At 64.1% G+C, this 13,952-nt stretch carries 18 protein-coding genes; 15 read left to right on the forward strand and 3 right to left on the reverse strand.

The genetic code is table 11. The features are described 5' to 3' along the window. Positions 1–35 precede the first annotated feature (35 nt). A complete protein-coding gene (locus ACN20X_RS09130; protein ID WP_473210502.1) occupies positions 36–758 on the reverse strand; it encodes an XRE family transcriptional regulator in 723 nt (240 codons plus the stop codon). An 81-nt stretch (positions 759–839) separates the two neighbouring features. Between ACN20X_RS09130 and ACN20X_RS09135 the strand changes: the two genes are divergently transcribed. Beyond that, entirely contained in the window at positions 840–1,112 is a 273-nt protein-coding gene (locus ACN20X_RS09135; RefSeq protein WP_473210503.1) for a helix-turn-helix domain-containing protein, read from the forward strand. A 341-nt stretch (positions 1,113–1,453) separates the two neighbouring features. Here ACN20X_RS09135 and ACN20X_RS09140 read toward each other — a convergent pair whose 3' ends face one another. Continuing rightward, positions 1,454–1,705, reverse strand: a complete 252-nt coding sequence (locus ACN20X_RS09140) for a hypothetical protein (RefSeq protein ID WP_473210504.1) — start codon at positions 1,703–1,705, stop codon at positions 1,454–1,456. Positions 1,706–1,861: 156 nt separating this feature from the next. Between ACN20X_RS09140 and ACN20X_RS09145 the strand changes: the two genes are divergently transcribed. From ACN20X_RS09145 to ACN20X_RS09175, 7 genes are read left to right on the forward strand one after another with little or no spacing between them, the layout of a single operon-like run. Continuing rightward, the gene (locus ACN20X_RS09145; RefSeq protein WP_099750637.1) at positions 1,862–2,320 is read left to right on the forward strand and encodes a phage regulatory CII family protein; all 459 of its coding nucleotides are present in this window, start codon (positions 1,862–1,864) and stop codon (positions 2,318–2,320) included. Then, positions 2,317–3,219 carry a hypothetical protein gene (locus tag ACN20X_RS09150; protein ID WP_473210505.1) on the forward strand — a complete coding sequence of 301 codons (903 nt, stop codon included), beginning with the start codon at positions 2,317–2,319 and terminating at the stop codon, positions 3,217–3,219. The genes ACN20X_RS09145 and ACN20X_RS09150 overlap by 4 nt, the downstream gene beginning before the upstream one ends. Next, a complete protein-coding gene (locus ACN20X_RS09155) occupies positions 3,206–3,868 on the forward strand; it encodes a DUF6475 domain-containing protein (RefSeq protein ID WP_193726210.1) in 663 nt (220 codons plus the stop codon). The genes ACN20X_RS09150 and ACN20X_RS09155 overlap by 14 nt, the downstream gene beginning before the upstream one ends. Beyond that, a complete protein-coding gene (locus ACN20X_RS09160; RefSeq protein ID WP_473210506.1) occupies positions 3,865–4,410 on the forward strand; it encodes a hypothetical protein in 546 nt (181 codons plus the stop codon). The genes ACN20X_RS09155 and ACN20X_RS09160 overlap by 4 nt, the downstream gene beginning before the upstream one ends. A 56-nt stretch (positions 4,411–4,466) precedes the next feature. Next, positions 4,467–4,994, forward strand: a complete 528-nt coding sequence (locus ACN20X_RS09165; protein ID WP_473210507.1) for a hypothetical protein — start codon at positions 4,467–4,469, stop codon at positions 4,992–4,994. Next, the gene (locus tag ACN20X_RS09170) at positions 4,988–5,590 is read left to right on the forward strand and encodes a recombination protein NinG (protein ID WP_473210508.1); all 603 of its coding nucleotides are present in this window, start codon (positions 4,988–4,990) and stop codon (positions 5,588–5,590) included. The genes ACN20X_RS09165 and ACN20X_RS09170 overlap by 7 nt, the downstream gene beginning before the upstream one ends. Then, on the forward strand, positions 5,587–6,231 hold the full coding sequence (locus ACN20X_RS09175; RefSeq protein ID WP_473210509.1) for a hypothetical protein: 645 nt from the start codon (positions 5,587–5,589) through the stop codon (positions 6,229–6,231). The genes ACN20X_RS09170 and ACN20X_RS09175 overlap by 4 nt, the downstream gene beginning before the upstream one ends. A 465-nt stretch (positions 6,232–6,696) precedes the next feature. Here ACN20X_RS09175 and ACN20X_RS09180 read toward each other — a convergent pair whose 3' ends face one another. Continuing rightward, complete coding sequence (locus ACN20X_RS09180) at positions 6,697–6,960, reverse strand: hypothetical protein (protein WP_016454573.1); 264 nt, start codon at positions 6,958–6,960, stop codon at positions 6,697–6,699. A 447-nt stretch (positions 6,961–7,407) separates the two neighbouring features. Here ACN20X_RS09180 and ACN20X_RS09185 point away from each other — a divergent pair, with 447 nt between their 5' ends. The 7 genes from ACN20X_RS09185 to ACN20X_RS09215 all read left to right on the forward strand — a co-directional run bounded on the left by ACN20X_RS09185 (position 7,408) and on the right by ACN20X_RS09215 (position 13,935). Beyond that, entirely contained in the window at positions 7,408–7,725 is a 318-nt protein-coding gene (locus tag ACN20X_RS09185) for a hypothetical protein (protein WP_473210510.1), read from the forward strand. Between the two features lie 9 nt (positions 7,726–7,734). After that, on the forward strand, positions 7,735–8,112 hold the full coding sequence (locus ACN20X_RS09190) for an HNH endonuclease (protein WP_473210511.1): 378 nt from the start codon (positions 7,735–7,737) through the stop codon (positions 8,110–8,112). A 371-nt stretch (positions 8,113–8,483) separates the two neighbouring features. Further along, the gene (locus ACN20X_RS09195; protein ID WP_473210512.1) at positions 8,484–8,804 is read left to right on the forward strand and encodes a hypothetical protein; all 321 of its coding nucleotides are present in this window, start codon (positions 8,484–8,486) and stop codon (positions 8,802–8,804) included. A gap of 31 nt (positions 8,805–8,835) precedes the next feature. Next, positions 8,836–10,512 carry a terminase large subunit gene (locus ACN20X_RS09200; protein ID WP_473210513.1) on the forward strand — a complete coding sequence of 559 codons (1,677 nt, stop codon included), beginning with the start codon at positions 8,836–8,838 and terminating at the stop codon, positions 10,510–10,512. Beyond that, a complete protein-coding gene (locus tag ACN20X_RS09205; RefSeq protein ID WP_473210514.1) occupies positions 10,509–11,813 on the forward strand; it encodes a phage portal protein in 1,305 nt (434 codons plus the stop codon). Before ACN20X_RS09200 ends, ACN20X_RS09205 begins: the two co-directional genes overlap by 4 nt. After that, the gene (locus ACN20X_RS09210) at positions 11,794–12,594 is read left to right on the forward strand and encodes a head maturation protease, ClpP-related (protein ID WP_473210515.1); all 801 of its coding nucleotides are present in this window, start codon (positions 11,794–11,796) and stop codon (positions 12,592–12,594) included. Before ACN20X_RS09205 ends, ACN20X_RS09210 begins: the two co-directional genes overlap by 20 nt. Before the next feature lie 96 nt (positions 12,595–12,690). After that, positions 12,691–13,935, forward strand: coding sequence for a phage major capsid protein (locus ACN20X_RS09215; RefSeq protein ID WP_473210516.1), 1,245 nt, complete (start codon positions 12,691–12,693; stop codon positions 13,933–13,935). Positions 13,936–13,952: the final 17 nt, after the last annotated feature.

Here is a 13,952-nt window from a genome sequence, read left to right on the forward strand (position 1 = left end):
TCTCCTTGTGTCATAAGGCCGCAGCAGCCGAAGCTTTACCCCTGATGTAGCGTCCACCAGGCCTTTACACGGCCCGCGACGTTGATACTGTCTGCGGCTGTTCGCAGGTCGATACGTTCTTCATCCGGAAACTCTTCTGAGTTGTCACTCCGTAGCACCAAAGTCCCTGTGGAGTGGATCAGCGCACGCTTGAGCAGTAGGCGGTCGCACACGTCCAGCACGTAGATGCCTGGCACATCGATGGACTTCTGCCCCATGTCCACGAAAACCAGGTCGTGGTCGTTGATCGTGGGCAGCATGCTCTGGCCGCAGCCCGTGAGGATCTTGATGCGGTCGTAGTTCGTGCTCCCGACCTTTTGGCGCACCCAGCTTTCCAGCACATCGAGGTGCCGGATGATCTGGACGGGCTCGCTCAAGCCCCGCCCAGGCCCCATGGAGGGCGTCGGAGAAAGGTGTTGGAGCCTCACATATCCGTAGGGGACAACATCACCCTCAGCCGGAACTCCGATTGGGGCCGCAGCTGGCGCTGGAGCCTTTGGCGCCGCCGCCGATGGCGCGTAGTCCTGATCTTCTGCCTCCAGCATCTCAACAGTCATTCCCAGGCCTTGGGCGATGGCCGTTGCGTACTTGGAGCGGCTGCTGTCGCGGTTCTCCAGTGCTGAGATGGTGCCAACGTCCACGCCCGAGCGTTCAGACAGTTGTTCCAGCGTGAGCTTCGATTTTTCACGGTAGTGACGGATGCGCGAGCCTAGTGCCATAGCCTAGATCATTAAACGTTTGTTGAATTCAGGCAAACGCAGGTGTTGAAAAGAGATTTCTACAACTGTAGAATCTCTCGCATGAACCCAATCTCCCAAGCTATCCAAGGAGCTGGCGGCCCCGCCAAGGTGGCGCGTCAGTGTGGCGTGTCCGTGCAGGCGGTTTGCTTCTGGCGCGATGGTCTTCGCACTCTTCCGGCTGAGCACTGCATCACGCTGGAAAAGATGAATGCGGGACAAGTCCGCTGCGAGCAGATGCTGCCCGGGGTCGATTGGGAGTACCTGCGCGCTTCAGCTAAGGCGCCCGAGCTGGCGCAGCCCACCCCCCAGACCCAGGAGGCCACCCATGGCTGAGCAGCGATACCGCTTTGGCGGCCCCATCCCTGAGTCTGTGCAGACGCTGCGCGCCCGCCGTCGGTATCGCGGGTCCGAATCGTTCGCGACGCTGAAGAAGAACCGTCGGCAGGACTTCTGGGCGAACCCGCCTGCCGGCTGGGAGCAGGTGCGGGATTGCTGGGGCGGGGTCATCGGCATCAGGCGTGCGCTACCCGCTGAAGCAGCTGAGGGCCGGACCGTCACGTACCGGTTTCTGGAAGACGCAGAAGACCGGGTATTGGCGGACTCCGAAGCCGTCATCGAGTCCGCGGCAGATGCATGTGCCGCACAGCCCCTCTCGGCCGAGCAGGTTGACGCCTTCAAAGTCGCGCTTTTAGGGCGTCCTGGAACAACTCCAGGTCCCTGGATATGGCGTCCCTCGTGTGCTCCGACACCGCCGTATTCAGCATCAGCGTGGTCACGGATTCGCTGTGCTCTTGCAGGGCTTGCAGCAAGGGCGCGACGGTATCTCTCGGCACGACCTGAATGAGCGCCCTGATGAACGCCATTTGCGCCATCTGGCTGCCCTTGAGGTCGCAGATGCCCACGAGCAAACGCTCTTCGTTTTCCATGTCCGTCCTCTCTGGTGCTGGTTGTGTAGGAGCTTCCAGCATAGCCCAGGGTGTGGCGGGCACCTCTCTCGCTCGTTGTTGTGATTTTTTGCATGCGGCGAGTTTCCTGTTCAGCGGCCAAGCCCGCAACGTCCACTTACACCTTGGAGCAGACAAATGATGTGGCTCGACGCACTGCGTACGGCAGTGAACCAATACCCAGGCGGCCGCACCGCGATTGCCGCGCGTCTCAACAAGTCCGATGAGGTCCTGCGCAAGGAGCTTGCCGGCACTTCCAGCACGCACAAGCTGGGCCTGTCGGACAGCCAGCAGATCGCCGAGATGCTGGCAGAGCAGGGCGTGGACTGCTCTGGCTTCCGTGTGGCCGTGGACGCCGCCTGCATGGGCGTGGACCAGTTCCGCGCTGCCTGCCTGCACATGCTGGCTGCCGATGGCTCCCGCGAGATTGCAGACGTGGTGACCGAGATCGCCTCGTCGCTGGCTGACCTGCACATGTCGGACAACGACCTGCGCCGCTGCTCGAAAGAGATCTTCGACGTGATCGGCAAGATGACACTGCTGCTGGCCGCTGTGAACGCGCGCCACGCGGCGGACAACGCAAGGAGCCAGGCATGAGCAAGCGACTCCCTTGGCTCCGCCTGTACACGCGGATGGTCGATGACGACAAGCTCAAGCTGCTGGCGTTTGAAGATCGCTGGCACTTCGTGGCGCTGCTGTGCTTGAAGGGCGAGGGCTTGCTGGACAAGGCCGACACCCCTAGCCTGCTGATGCGCAAGATTGCCGTGAAGCTGGGCCTGGACGTGCGCAGCCTGGAAGAGGTGGCCCGCCGCCTGGCCGAAGTGGGCTTGATCGAGCAGGAGACGCTGCAGCCGGTGAAGTGGGCCGTGCTGCAGATGCAGAGCGACGTGGACACCACGGCAGCCGTGCGCAAGCAACGCCAGCGCGAACGCCAAAAGGCCGCGAAAGCCGCGCCAGGCAACGATGTCACGCAAGGTCACGAAGAGGGCACGGATGCGTCACGCGTGACAGGTACGAATGTCACGCGTACAGATACAGATACAGATACAGATAAAGAAGAAGAGACAGTTAAAGAACAAGTACCTGTTGGTCCGCGTCACGCCGAAACTTCGCCTCCGGCTCAGCCTGCCAAGCCCGAACCCGATGCAAAGCCATCGACCACGGGGACTCGACTGCCAAGCGACTGGATGCTGCCGAAGAGCTGGGGCACATGGGCCATCGAAGAGCGCCCCGAGATGACGGCAGAGGAGGTGCGTCGCCAGGCGGCCATGTTCGCCGACCACTTCCACGCAGCTGCGGGCAAGGACGGCCGCAAGGTCGATTGGAAGGCGACGTGGCGCAACTGGATCCGCCGCGCCAACCTGCCGCGCGCCGGTCGGTCTGCCGCTGGCGCTGGCGCCCCGCTGAACAAGCAGGAGGCCCTGGAGCAGCGCAACCGCAATGTGGGCGCGGCCTGGGCGGCGCAGGGACAGGGAGGCAGCCATGCAGCAGCATGAACAAGGCCAGTTCGCCGACCTCCTGACCGACGTGATGGCGTACTACGGCAAAGACGTCTCCAAGTTCCTGCTGGACGTGTGGTGGGACGCATGCAAGTCGTTCGACATGCAGCAGGTTTCCAAGGCGCTGCAGCGACATGCATGCGACCCGGAGCGCGGCCAGTTTGCGCCGAAGGTGGCGGACGTTGCTCGCGTCCTGTCGGGCACATCCACAGACCGTGCCGCCATCGCTTGGGGCAAGGTGCACGAAGCCATGAGCGCTGTCGGCGCCTACACCGATGTCGTGTTCGATGACCCGGCGATCCATGCCGTGGTCGAAGACCTGGGCGGCTGGCCCAAGATCTGCCGGATGGAGCTCAAGGAGCTGTCCTACCTGCAGCACCGGTTCCAGGAGTCGCACCGCGCGTACACCGAGCGCGGCCAGTACGAGTACCCACGCCGCCTGATGGGCGACCGCTCGCCAGACCACGAATACACCCGCAACGGCTTGCCGCTGCCGCGTCCCGCGTTGGTCGGCAACCGTGATCGCGCCGTGGCCGTGCTCAAGAACGGCAGCGCAGCGGGCAAGACCAACATCACCATGCTGGCGCATCAAGCCATGCACCTGCTGGCGAACTCCGGCGCGAGCCAAGAAGCGAGGCGCGCATGAGGACCATCGAAGACATCAAGGGTCGCTGCTTCATCGACGCTGATGGCCATTGGATGTGGCGCGGCGCAACCCGTGGCGATGGTGGCGTGCCGTTCGTCTACGCACCGAACCTCGCGCGGGGCGGAAAGATGTCAACGCAGTGCGGCTATCGGGCTGTGTACCACGTCGCCAAGGGCGTGCCCGTGCCGCCAGGGCATCGCGTGTTCAACACCTGCGGCAACCCGGCGTGCCTGAACCCCGATCACATCCGCTGCGCGACCGATGCCGCATATGGCCGCTACATCCGCAGCAAGGGGCTCTTCAAGGGGCAGGTTCGTCGCATCCTGGCCAACCGTGCGATCACGCTGAGCCGCACCAAAGTGACGCCGGAGATCGTCGGCCAAATCCTCGCCAGCGAGCATAGCTGCGCGAAGACGGGGGCTGTCTTCGGAGTGAGCGCCAATTTGGTTTGGCGCATCCGCAACGGCAAGCACCCAGTCAAGCCGGCTGGCGCTGGCGGCCTATCCACCATGGTTTCAGCACTCACAAGGGGAGGGAAGTGATGCGACTGATCGCACTCTGTGGCGCCGCTGGCGCTGGAAAAGACACGGTTGCGGGCATGCTCCCCGCCTGGCGGCTGGCATTCGCTGATGCGCTGTATGCCGAGGTGGCTGATGCCTGGGATGTCAGTGAGGACGATCTCAAGCGCAGGGACGCCAAGGAGCGGCCCTCGTACCTGATGTCCATCGACTTTTGCAAGGATCCTGGCTTCTGGGAATTCAAGGCGGGCCAGGACATGCACGCGGCGCGCAGCCCCCGGCAGATTCTGCAATGGTGGGGGGACTACCGCCGCTCGCAGGAGCGCGACTACTTCGTCCAGAAGGTGCGCGACGTGCTGGAGGGCGAGGGGGCGGGCCTGTTCTGGGTGATCACGGACTGCCGCTTCCAGAACGAGGCCGCGATGGTCCGCGAGTTGGGCGGCCAGATATGGCAGGTCACGCGCCCAGGCGTCTCGGCTGGCGCTACAGGCCACGTCAGCGACACGGATGGCAGCCAGTTCAACCCCGACCGCGTGATCGCCAACTATGGATCGCTCAAGGCCCTGCAGCTGGCGCTGCGCGATGTGATGCGGGAGGTTGGATGCTGAAGAGCACGAAGCCGAACCGCTGCAAGCACTGCAAGAAGCGGATGCCGGAGGACAAGGCCCACCACGTCCTGCACGACGGTTGCAAGGATGCCTGGATCGCCGCGCACCGCAAGAAGCAGGACCAGAAGAAGGCCCGCGAGGTGCGAGCCAAGGCAAAGATTGAGCGTGCGGAGACGCGCCGCCGCAGGGAGGCCCTGAAGACCGTGCCCCAGCTGCTCCGCGAGGCTCAACAGGCGTTCAATGCCTTCATCCGCGCCCGTGACCAGGCTGCGGGCCATGCCTGCATCAGCTCCGGCCGCCCTCTGGACTGGTCGGGCAACGCGGTGGACGCTGGCCACTACCGCTCCACTGGCGCCGCGCCTCACCTCCGGTTCAACGAGGACAACTGCCACACCCAGAGCAAGCATGACAACCGGTTCCTGGCCGGGAACGTCATCGAGTACCGCATCAGGCTTATCGGCCGCATCGGCCTGGAGCGAGTGGAGGCCCTGGAGGCCGACAACCAGGTCCGCAAGTGGGCCCGCCCCGAGCTGATCGAGATCCGAGACACCTATCGAGCGAAGGCCAAGGCACTCAAGAAAGCGAGCAACCCATGAGCGAAGCACCAACGACGCAAGAGCGGTACAGCACCGCAACGCACTCCAACTCCCTCTGCGTGGACGCGCGCACAACGGGAGATGTGGACTACCTCATCGCTGCCGCGTGGGGAAGTCAGCAGTTCGGCGCCGCGCTGATGCGACTGCAGGCCGAATTTGATGGCGCTGGTCGCCGGCTGCCGAAGAAGCCCTCGCGCAGCGATGTGTTCCACGCCGCGCGCGTCTCGATGGGAAAGGGCATCACCAAGGTGACGGCCAGCAGCACGAAGGCGGCCAAGGACAGGCTGCAGGCCAGCTATGACAGCGAGATGCGGATGCTGGTCCAGCCCCTCAAGTCGCTCCGCAGCGTGCGCCGCCACCTGGCCATCAAGCTGCTGCTGGAAGGCATGCCCGACAAGGCGGTCGATCAGATCATCCTGCAATGGCTCTCCCCGAAGTGCCCGCTGTGCTGCGGCCGTGGGCTGATGCTCCAGCGCTGGAGCGACACGGAGCTGTCCGACGACAAGTGCATGGCCTGCGCTGGCAAGGGGGTACTGCCACCTCCTGAGGGCGCCGTGGGCGCGAAGGCGATGCGCTACATGGACAGCTGCATGCAGGACGCTGGCGGACGGATTGGCGCAAAAACGCGCTCGACCCATTGACCATCTGAAAACTGTTGTTAGAATTGCGACTGCCGGTTCGCATGAGAAAGTCTGCATGCCGGCGCCACCGTCCAGAACTCCGATGACTGCCCGTAGCGGCTTCGGTGAGCAAGAGATGGAAAGACACGTCCAAAGCCCGCACGGTTCGCACCTTGCGGGCTTTTCTGTTTCCGCCTTGAGCCAGTCAGGGTGCGCGCTGCAATCCGAGCGCGCGGGTTCTCTGCCGTGAGCTGCCACGGTGCCGGTTGCGAAGCGAACGGCATTCCCCCTGTGGCATTGGCCATAAGTCCGAAGGGGCGACCTACACATGGGCTCGGCATCGCCGGGCCTTTCCTGTTTCTGGAGGTCCTATGAGCGATCTAAATGAAAAGAGCCTGGGAAGCATTGGGGCTGCGAGCGAACTCAGCAGCCCCAAAGAGTTGGCGGCCGCATATGCGTTTTCACAAAGCGACCTCCAGAAGATGCTTACCGCGTGCCCCGGTCAACATTGGCTTGGAGTAGCTGCTCTACCGTCTCAAGCTCTCGCTGCATTGCTGCCAGGATGATGGCAGGCGCGCCCTGCTTGGCGCGGCGGTCGATAACAACTGGCTTCAGATACTTCAGTTGCTCAAGAGTGATGGCTTGGGTTTCTGGAGGGAAGGTGCTTGCGATCGCCATAAACATGGTGCGCAATGCCTCAACGCTGCCTCTGAGGTCATGAATGTGCTCAATTACGTGTTCATTCGACATTGTTTCGCCCTCCTGGCGATGGGTTGTGTGGAAGCTCCCATCGTATGCCAGGAGGGTGTCTGCCGCTAAAAAACGTATTGCGCGTTGCACTTCAGGCACGTGACGGCGATTTTGCTGTCGCCGTGCTCCTTTGCTGCGAATTCTCCTTCTACCTGTTTAACCCGTAGATCAACGCTGCTCATGAATGGGTGGTTGTTCTCGGTAACGGTGACGGTGCCTTTTTGTCCGCAGGCTTCGCACCCCAATCCGTATCGAACAGTTTCTCTTGATGCCATAGCGCGCTCCTTGATGAGTGGGTTGTCGGCTTCATTAGCTGCCGATACGCATCGTAGTGTGTGACAGCTGAATCAGTTTCCGCCGCCACCAGGTGCACCCGGCAAAGCATGCATTGCGCATGGGGTGCAAGGCCTGCGTGGCGGCACCTATCCCGCCATCAAGGAGATCCACATGTCCCAGACTGAAGAAGCCGAAGGCGTTGTTTACCGCCACCTCGAAGATGACGTAGACCGAATCATCCCGACGCAGGCCAGGGCCCAGGCGCGCGACTTGGGCCAGAAGGTGGAGATCCTCCACGATGGCGTCCACCGCCTGATCTTCGTGAACGGCCACCCCATCGGCCAAGTGCTGAAGCTCGAAACACCCCGCGACGTTGGGGTGCTGGCAGGCGTCGTGAATCTCAGCTTTGTGGCTGCCGAGATCGTGGAGCGCAAGGTGAGCCGCGATGAGTTCAATGCCCTCAAGTCCGAGGGCGTGGCAAGGAGCTGAGGCGCCGCCATGGGCCAGCGACCACGCATCAGCGCGCTGCCGCTGAGGATCCAGAAGGCCGACTCCCGCAAGCTGCAGCAGGCCCCGCGCCTGGGTGCCACTGGCCGATCCAGGGGGCGAGCCAGGCAAGAGGCTCGGCTGCGGATCTGGTTGCGGGATGGCCCGCGCTGCGCCTGCTGCGGCGAGCTGATCGACATCACGCCCGGCACGCCCCGGCCCTTCGAGCTGGATCACATCGTCCCGCTGTGGCAGGGCGGCGAGGACACCGACGACAACCGGCAGTGCCTGTGCGTCGTCTATGACGCCGAGGGCAACAAGCGCGGCTGCCACGTCGAGAAGACGGCGCGCGAGGCGGCAGACCGGTCCAGGGTTGATCGCCGCGCCTGAGCCCTTCTGACGCGAACCAGGGGCATCGCCGGGGCGGTCGAGGGGAGGGGGTGGGCCAAAGGCTGGGAGCCTCAGCCCCGGATACCGCCCTGTTCCGCACGCGCACAAAAAAGCCCCCTGTTTGATTGTTTCGGGGCAGTCGTCCACATGAGGTTTCGGCTGCAACCCGTTGCGGTAACAGGGAAATTCGGACCTTTGAATTCTGGGGAATCGCGGAAATCAAAGAAATCAAAGAATCAAAGAGGTGAGCCATGCCACGAGGGGGCTCTCGGCCCGGTGCTGGCCGCCCAAAGAAGACGCCAACCGCTGCGCCGGCCGCCGAGGCTGTGGCACCTGAGCCGAGGAAGTACAAGCGGCGCACGGCGCCCAGCGTGGACGCCGAAGGCTTCAAGCCAGAGGGCGCGCCACCGACCTGGCCATTCGGCAAGGAGCGGCCAGCGCCGCCCGAGCCTGAGCCGGATCTGTCCGGGCTCATGCCGCTGGACTACCTGCTGGGGGTAATGCGGAATCCCGATCTGCCGCCGCCGCTGCGCATGCAGGCCGCCACGCTGGCTGCCCAGTACTGCCACCCCAAGCCAGCGCCCAAGAGCGCCAAGCAGGAGGCTGAAGCGGAACGCCAAAAAAACCGTTCGTCGCGCTTCGGCCGACGCCAGCCGCCCACACTGACGGCAGTGCAGGGCGGAAAGTCATAGCCGGTTTCCGGCGTCAACGCCGGAGATCTCTATGGAATGGACCACTGCGTGCCCTGACTGGGAGCGCCGAATCGTTGCGGGCGAAAGCCTGATCGTCTCGCCGCCCCTGTTCCCCAGCGTTGCTGATGAGGCCTGGTCGATTTGCAGCCAGTTCAGGCTGGTGGACCTGGGTGGGGTGACGATTGGTGAGGTAGCTCGCCCATGGCTGCGCGATCTGGTGCGCACGATCTTCGGTGCGGAAAGCCCAGAGGGCCGGCGCCTGATCAATGAGTACTTCCTCATGGTCAGCAAGAAGAACGCCAAGAGCACGATTGCGGCGGCAATCATGCTGACAGCGCTGCTGATGAACTGGCGCGACGAGGCCGAGCTGCTGATCCTGAGCCCGACGCTTGAGGTGGCCAACAACAGCTACAAGCCCATCAGCGCCTTCATCAAAGCCGATGAGGAGCTGTCGGACATGCTCAAGGTCCAGGACTATCACCGCCTGGTCACCCACAAGGACACAGGAGCGTTCCTCAAGGTGGTGGCCGCCGACGAGGCGACGGTCACGGGCAAGAAGGCCGGCTTCGTCTTCGTGGATGAGCTGCACGAATTCGGAAAGAAGGGGCGGGCCTCCAACATGCTGCTGGAAGCCACGGGCGGCCTGGCATCCCGGCCTGAGGGCTTCGTTATCTACGCGACCACGCAGTCGGAGGAGCCGCCTGCGGGCGTATTCAAGGACAAGCTGGCCTATGCCCGCAAGGTCCGCGACGGCGAGAAGGTGGACCGCAAGTTCCTGCCGGTCATCTACGAATTCCCGCGCCACATGCTGGAGGCGGGCGCGCACAAGGATCTTGCCAACGCCCATGTGACCAATCCCAACTGGGGTGCGTCCGTGGACATCGAGCGGATCACGCAGCTGCACGGCGAGGCCGAGGAAAAAGGCGAGCAGGGGCTCAAGGAGTTCTGGGCCAAGCACCTCAACGTCGAGATCGGTCTCAACCTGCGCTCCGACCGCTGGGCTGGCGCTGACTTCTGGGAGGCTGCGGCCATCCCCGTGTTTTCGCTGGAGGAGCTGTTGGAGCGCAGCGAGGTGGTGGAGGTTGGAATAGACGGCGGCGGCCTTGATGACTTGCTCGGCCTGGCGGTGGTCGGCCGCGAGGCTGATACCGGGAGATGGCTTTCCTGGGGACGAGGCTGGATTCACCAGATCGCGCTGGAGCGCCGCAAGTCCGAGGAATCCAAGTACCGCGACTTCATCAAGACTGGCGACCTGGTGCTGGTGGATGGGGTCGGCCAGGACGTCGAGGAGCTGGTCCAGATCGTGGAGCAGATCGTGGATACGGGCCTGCTCGACAAGGTTGGCGTGGACCGCCTTGGCCTGGGCGCCATCTATGACGCGCTGGTGGGCACCGATGACGAGCCCGGCCCAGTGGAAGCTGACCAGGTGGTGGGTATCCCGCAGGGCTACCAACTCAATGGCGCGATCAAGACGGCCGAGCGACACGTTGCCGCAAAGAAGCTGGTGCACGGCGGCAGCGCCCTCATGGCCTGGTGTGTGGGCAACGCCAAGACGGTGATGCAGGGCAACGCCGTGACCATCACCAAGCAGGCCAGCGGCGTCGGCAAGATCGATCTGCTGATGGCCCTTTTCGATGCCGTGTATCTCATGGCCCTGAACCCGGAGGCTAAGGCCGGCCCGGCGATTTACTCACTGGAGCTGGGATGACACAGACATTCAACATGACCGCGCACCCGCACGGCAGCCGCGTGCTGTCGGGCTGGATCGCGGGCCGCGATGGTGCGGCAGAGCGCGCCGGCCTGGTGGCGCTGGGTGAGAACGAGGTCACCAGCGGTGGCACATCCATGAGCGAACTGGCAAACCTGCTGGGCGCATCAAGTCGCTCCGTTGCCGGCGTGAACGTCACCAGGGAAACGGCGATGCGTGTGTCCGTGGTCTATGCCGCCGTGGCCCTGGTGGCAGGCGCAATCGCCTCGCTGCCCATCGCGCTCTACGAGCGCCACACCCGGGAAAAGGTCGATCACGACTACTGGTACTTGCTCAACGAGAACGCGGGCGGCGCTTGGACAGCCTTCACGTTCTGGGAGTACATGGTCAGCTCCAAGCTCTTCGAGGGCGACGGCTTTGCGGAGCTGGTGCGCTCCAGCGTGCGCAGCTCCAAGATCATCGCGCTCAGGCCGCATCACCCGCTGAGCGTGGATCCGTTCAAGAAGGGCGACAAGCTGCTGTACCGGGTCAACCCATCGGATGGCGGGCCGTCGTACACGCTGGACAGCGCTGACATGCTGCAGTTCCCGAGTTTGGGCTTCGACGGCCTGCGAAGCCCCAGTCCGATCCTCAAGGCTGGTCGCGATGTGATCGGAGCCGCCATCGCCGCCCAGGATTACAGCAGTCGATTCTTCGCTGGCGGCGCGAACATTGACTATGCGCTCAAGGCGCCGGGCCGGCTGTCCGGCAAGCAACTGGATGACCTGAAGGCCTCGCTGCTGGCGCGAGCGATGAGCGGAGGTCGAGGTCCGCTGATCCTTTCGGGCGGCTTGGAGCCGGCGCAGTTGTCCATCAACAGCAAGGATGCCGAGATTCTGGCCACGCGCTTGTTCAACGTCGAGGAAATCTCGCGGATCCTGGGCGTGCCGCCGCACCTTATCGGGCACACGGACAAGCAGACCAGCTTCGGCACAGGCATCGAGCAGCAGGGCATTGGCTTCGTGCGCTACGCCCTGCAGCGGCAGTTGGACCCCATCCGGCAGGAGCTGAACCGCAAGTTCTGGCCCGTGCGCGAGCGGCTGTTTCTGGAGCATGTGGTCGAGGCGCTGGAGCGCGCGGACCTGAAGACCCGTTACGAGGCCTACCGCATCGCGATGGGCCGGGCCGGAGAAATGCCATGGATGGACGCCAGCGAGGTGCGCCGCCGCGAGAACCTGCCGGAAAACCTCAATCTGCTGCGCAACCCTGGCAACCCAGGCAAAGACGACGGGAAGGGAAACAATGAAAAACCGACTCAGTAAGCTGTACGCGGACAACCGCCGCGCCAGTGCCCGCAAGTTCGAGGTGGTGGCCAAGGCCGACGACCGCGAGGCCGAGGTCTTCCTCTACGACCACATCGTTTCCAGCGAGCTGGAGGCCGAATGGTGGGGCGGCATCGCCCCGGGCCCATTCGTGAAGGCCATCCGTGATCTGGACGTGGACACTATCCATCTGCGCATCAACAGCCCAGGCGGTTCGGTGTTCGCGGCCCGCGCCATGGAGCAGGCGCTGCGCGAGCACGGCGCCAAGGTGATCGTGCACATCGATGGCATCGCGGCCAGTGCGGCGACCTTCATCGCCATGGCGGGCGAGGAGGTGATCATGGCCAAGGGCGCCATGTTCATGATCCACAAGGCATGGACCGGCATGTGGGGCAACGCCAACGACCTGCGCAAAGAGGCCGACCTCCTGGACAAGATCGACGGCACCCTGGCCGAGACCTACGCGGCGAAGACCGGCAAGGAACTGGCGCAGATCGCTGATTGGATGGCCGAAGAAACCTGGTTCACCGCCGACGAGGCGCTGGAGAACGGCTTCGCCACCTCCATCGCCGCCAGCGACGCCAAGGCGCGCGCAAGCGCCAGGGCCAACGCCAAGGCCTGGAACCTCTCGGCCTACGCCAACGCGCCGCGCGACCCCTGCGACGAGCCAGAGCCCACGCCCCAGACTGAGCCCGCGAACGACCAGCAGTTCGCCACCGAAGACCACCGCGCCCGCCAGCAGCAGCGTTTGAGCATGCTGGCGCGCCTCTCCCATCAGTAAAGCGCCTCGCGCAACTGAGACCGCCGCCCACCGAGGCGGCTTTTTCATGTCCGAACGACCTGCGCGAGCGGTCACAACCTGAAAGAAAGGCTCACCATGAGCAAACTTGCACAACTGCGCGCCCAGCGTGACGCGAAGGCCAAGGCCGCCGCCGAACTGAACGCCAAGACCCCGGCCGATCAGCGCATGCCGTCCGCCGACGCTTCGGCCCTGGACACCATCCTCAACGAGATCGAGGCCATCGACGGCGAGATCGCCCGCGAGAACCGCCTCAACCAGGTGGCCGGCGACGAGCGCGCCGAGCACGAGGATGCGCTCAACCAGGCCACGGTCCATGGCGGCGGGCGCACCGAGGAATCCCAGGCTCTGCGCGCCATGCTGACGGGCGGCCTGTCCAACCTGTCTTCCGAGCAGCGCAACGCCATGGCCGCGCGCCAAAATCCCGACATCCGCGCCGCCATGTCCACCACGACCGGCTCCGAGGGTGGCTACACCGTGGCCACCGAGTTCAGCCGCTCGCTGATCGAGGCCATGAAGCAGATGGGCGGCGTCCGCGCCGTGGCCAGTGCGCTCCAGACGGCGACCGGCGCGCAGATGCTGTTCCCCACGGCTGACGCGACGGCGGAGGAGGGCGAAATCGTTGGTCAGAACGCTTCGGTCACGAACGGCGAAACCGCCTTCGGCCAGGCGTCCATGGACGTCTACAAGTACAGCTCCAAGAGCATCGCACTGCCCTTCGAGCTGCTGCAGGACTCGTTCATCGACATCGAGGCCTACATCAAGTCGCTGCTGGCTCTGCGCCTGGGCCGCATTCAGAACCGCCACCAGACCGTGGGGACTGGCACCGGCCAGCCTCGCGGCATCGTGACGGGCGCCTCCGTCGGCAAGACCGGCGCCACGGGCCAGACCACCGGCGTGACGTATGACGACCTGGTGGACCTGGAGCACTCGGTGGACCCGATCTACCGCTCGCGCGCTGCCTGGATGTTCCATGACGATGTGCTCAAGGTGCTGCGCAAGATCAAGGACACCCAGGGCCGTCCGATCTTCGTGCCGGGCTACGAGCAGGGCAACCCTGGCGGCGCCCCTGACCGCCTGTTGGGCCGCGCCATCAACATCAACCAGAACATGGCCCCTATGGCGGCCAATGCCAAGTCGATCCTGTACGGCGACTTCAGCAAGTACCTGATCCGCGACGTGATGGACGTCACCCTGTTCCGCATGACCGACAGCGCATACACGCTCAAGGGCCAGGTGGGCTTTGTGGCCTTCTGCCGTTCGGGCGGCAACCTGCTGGACGTGGGCGGCGCCGTCAAGGCCTACGCCAACTCGGCCACCTGATCGGCCACCGATGAACC

Source organism: Delftia sp. PX-1 (assembly GCF_055797465.1).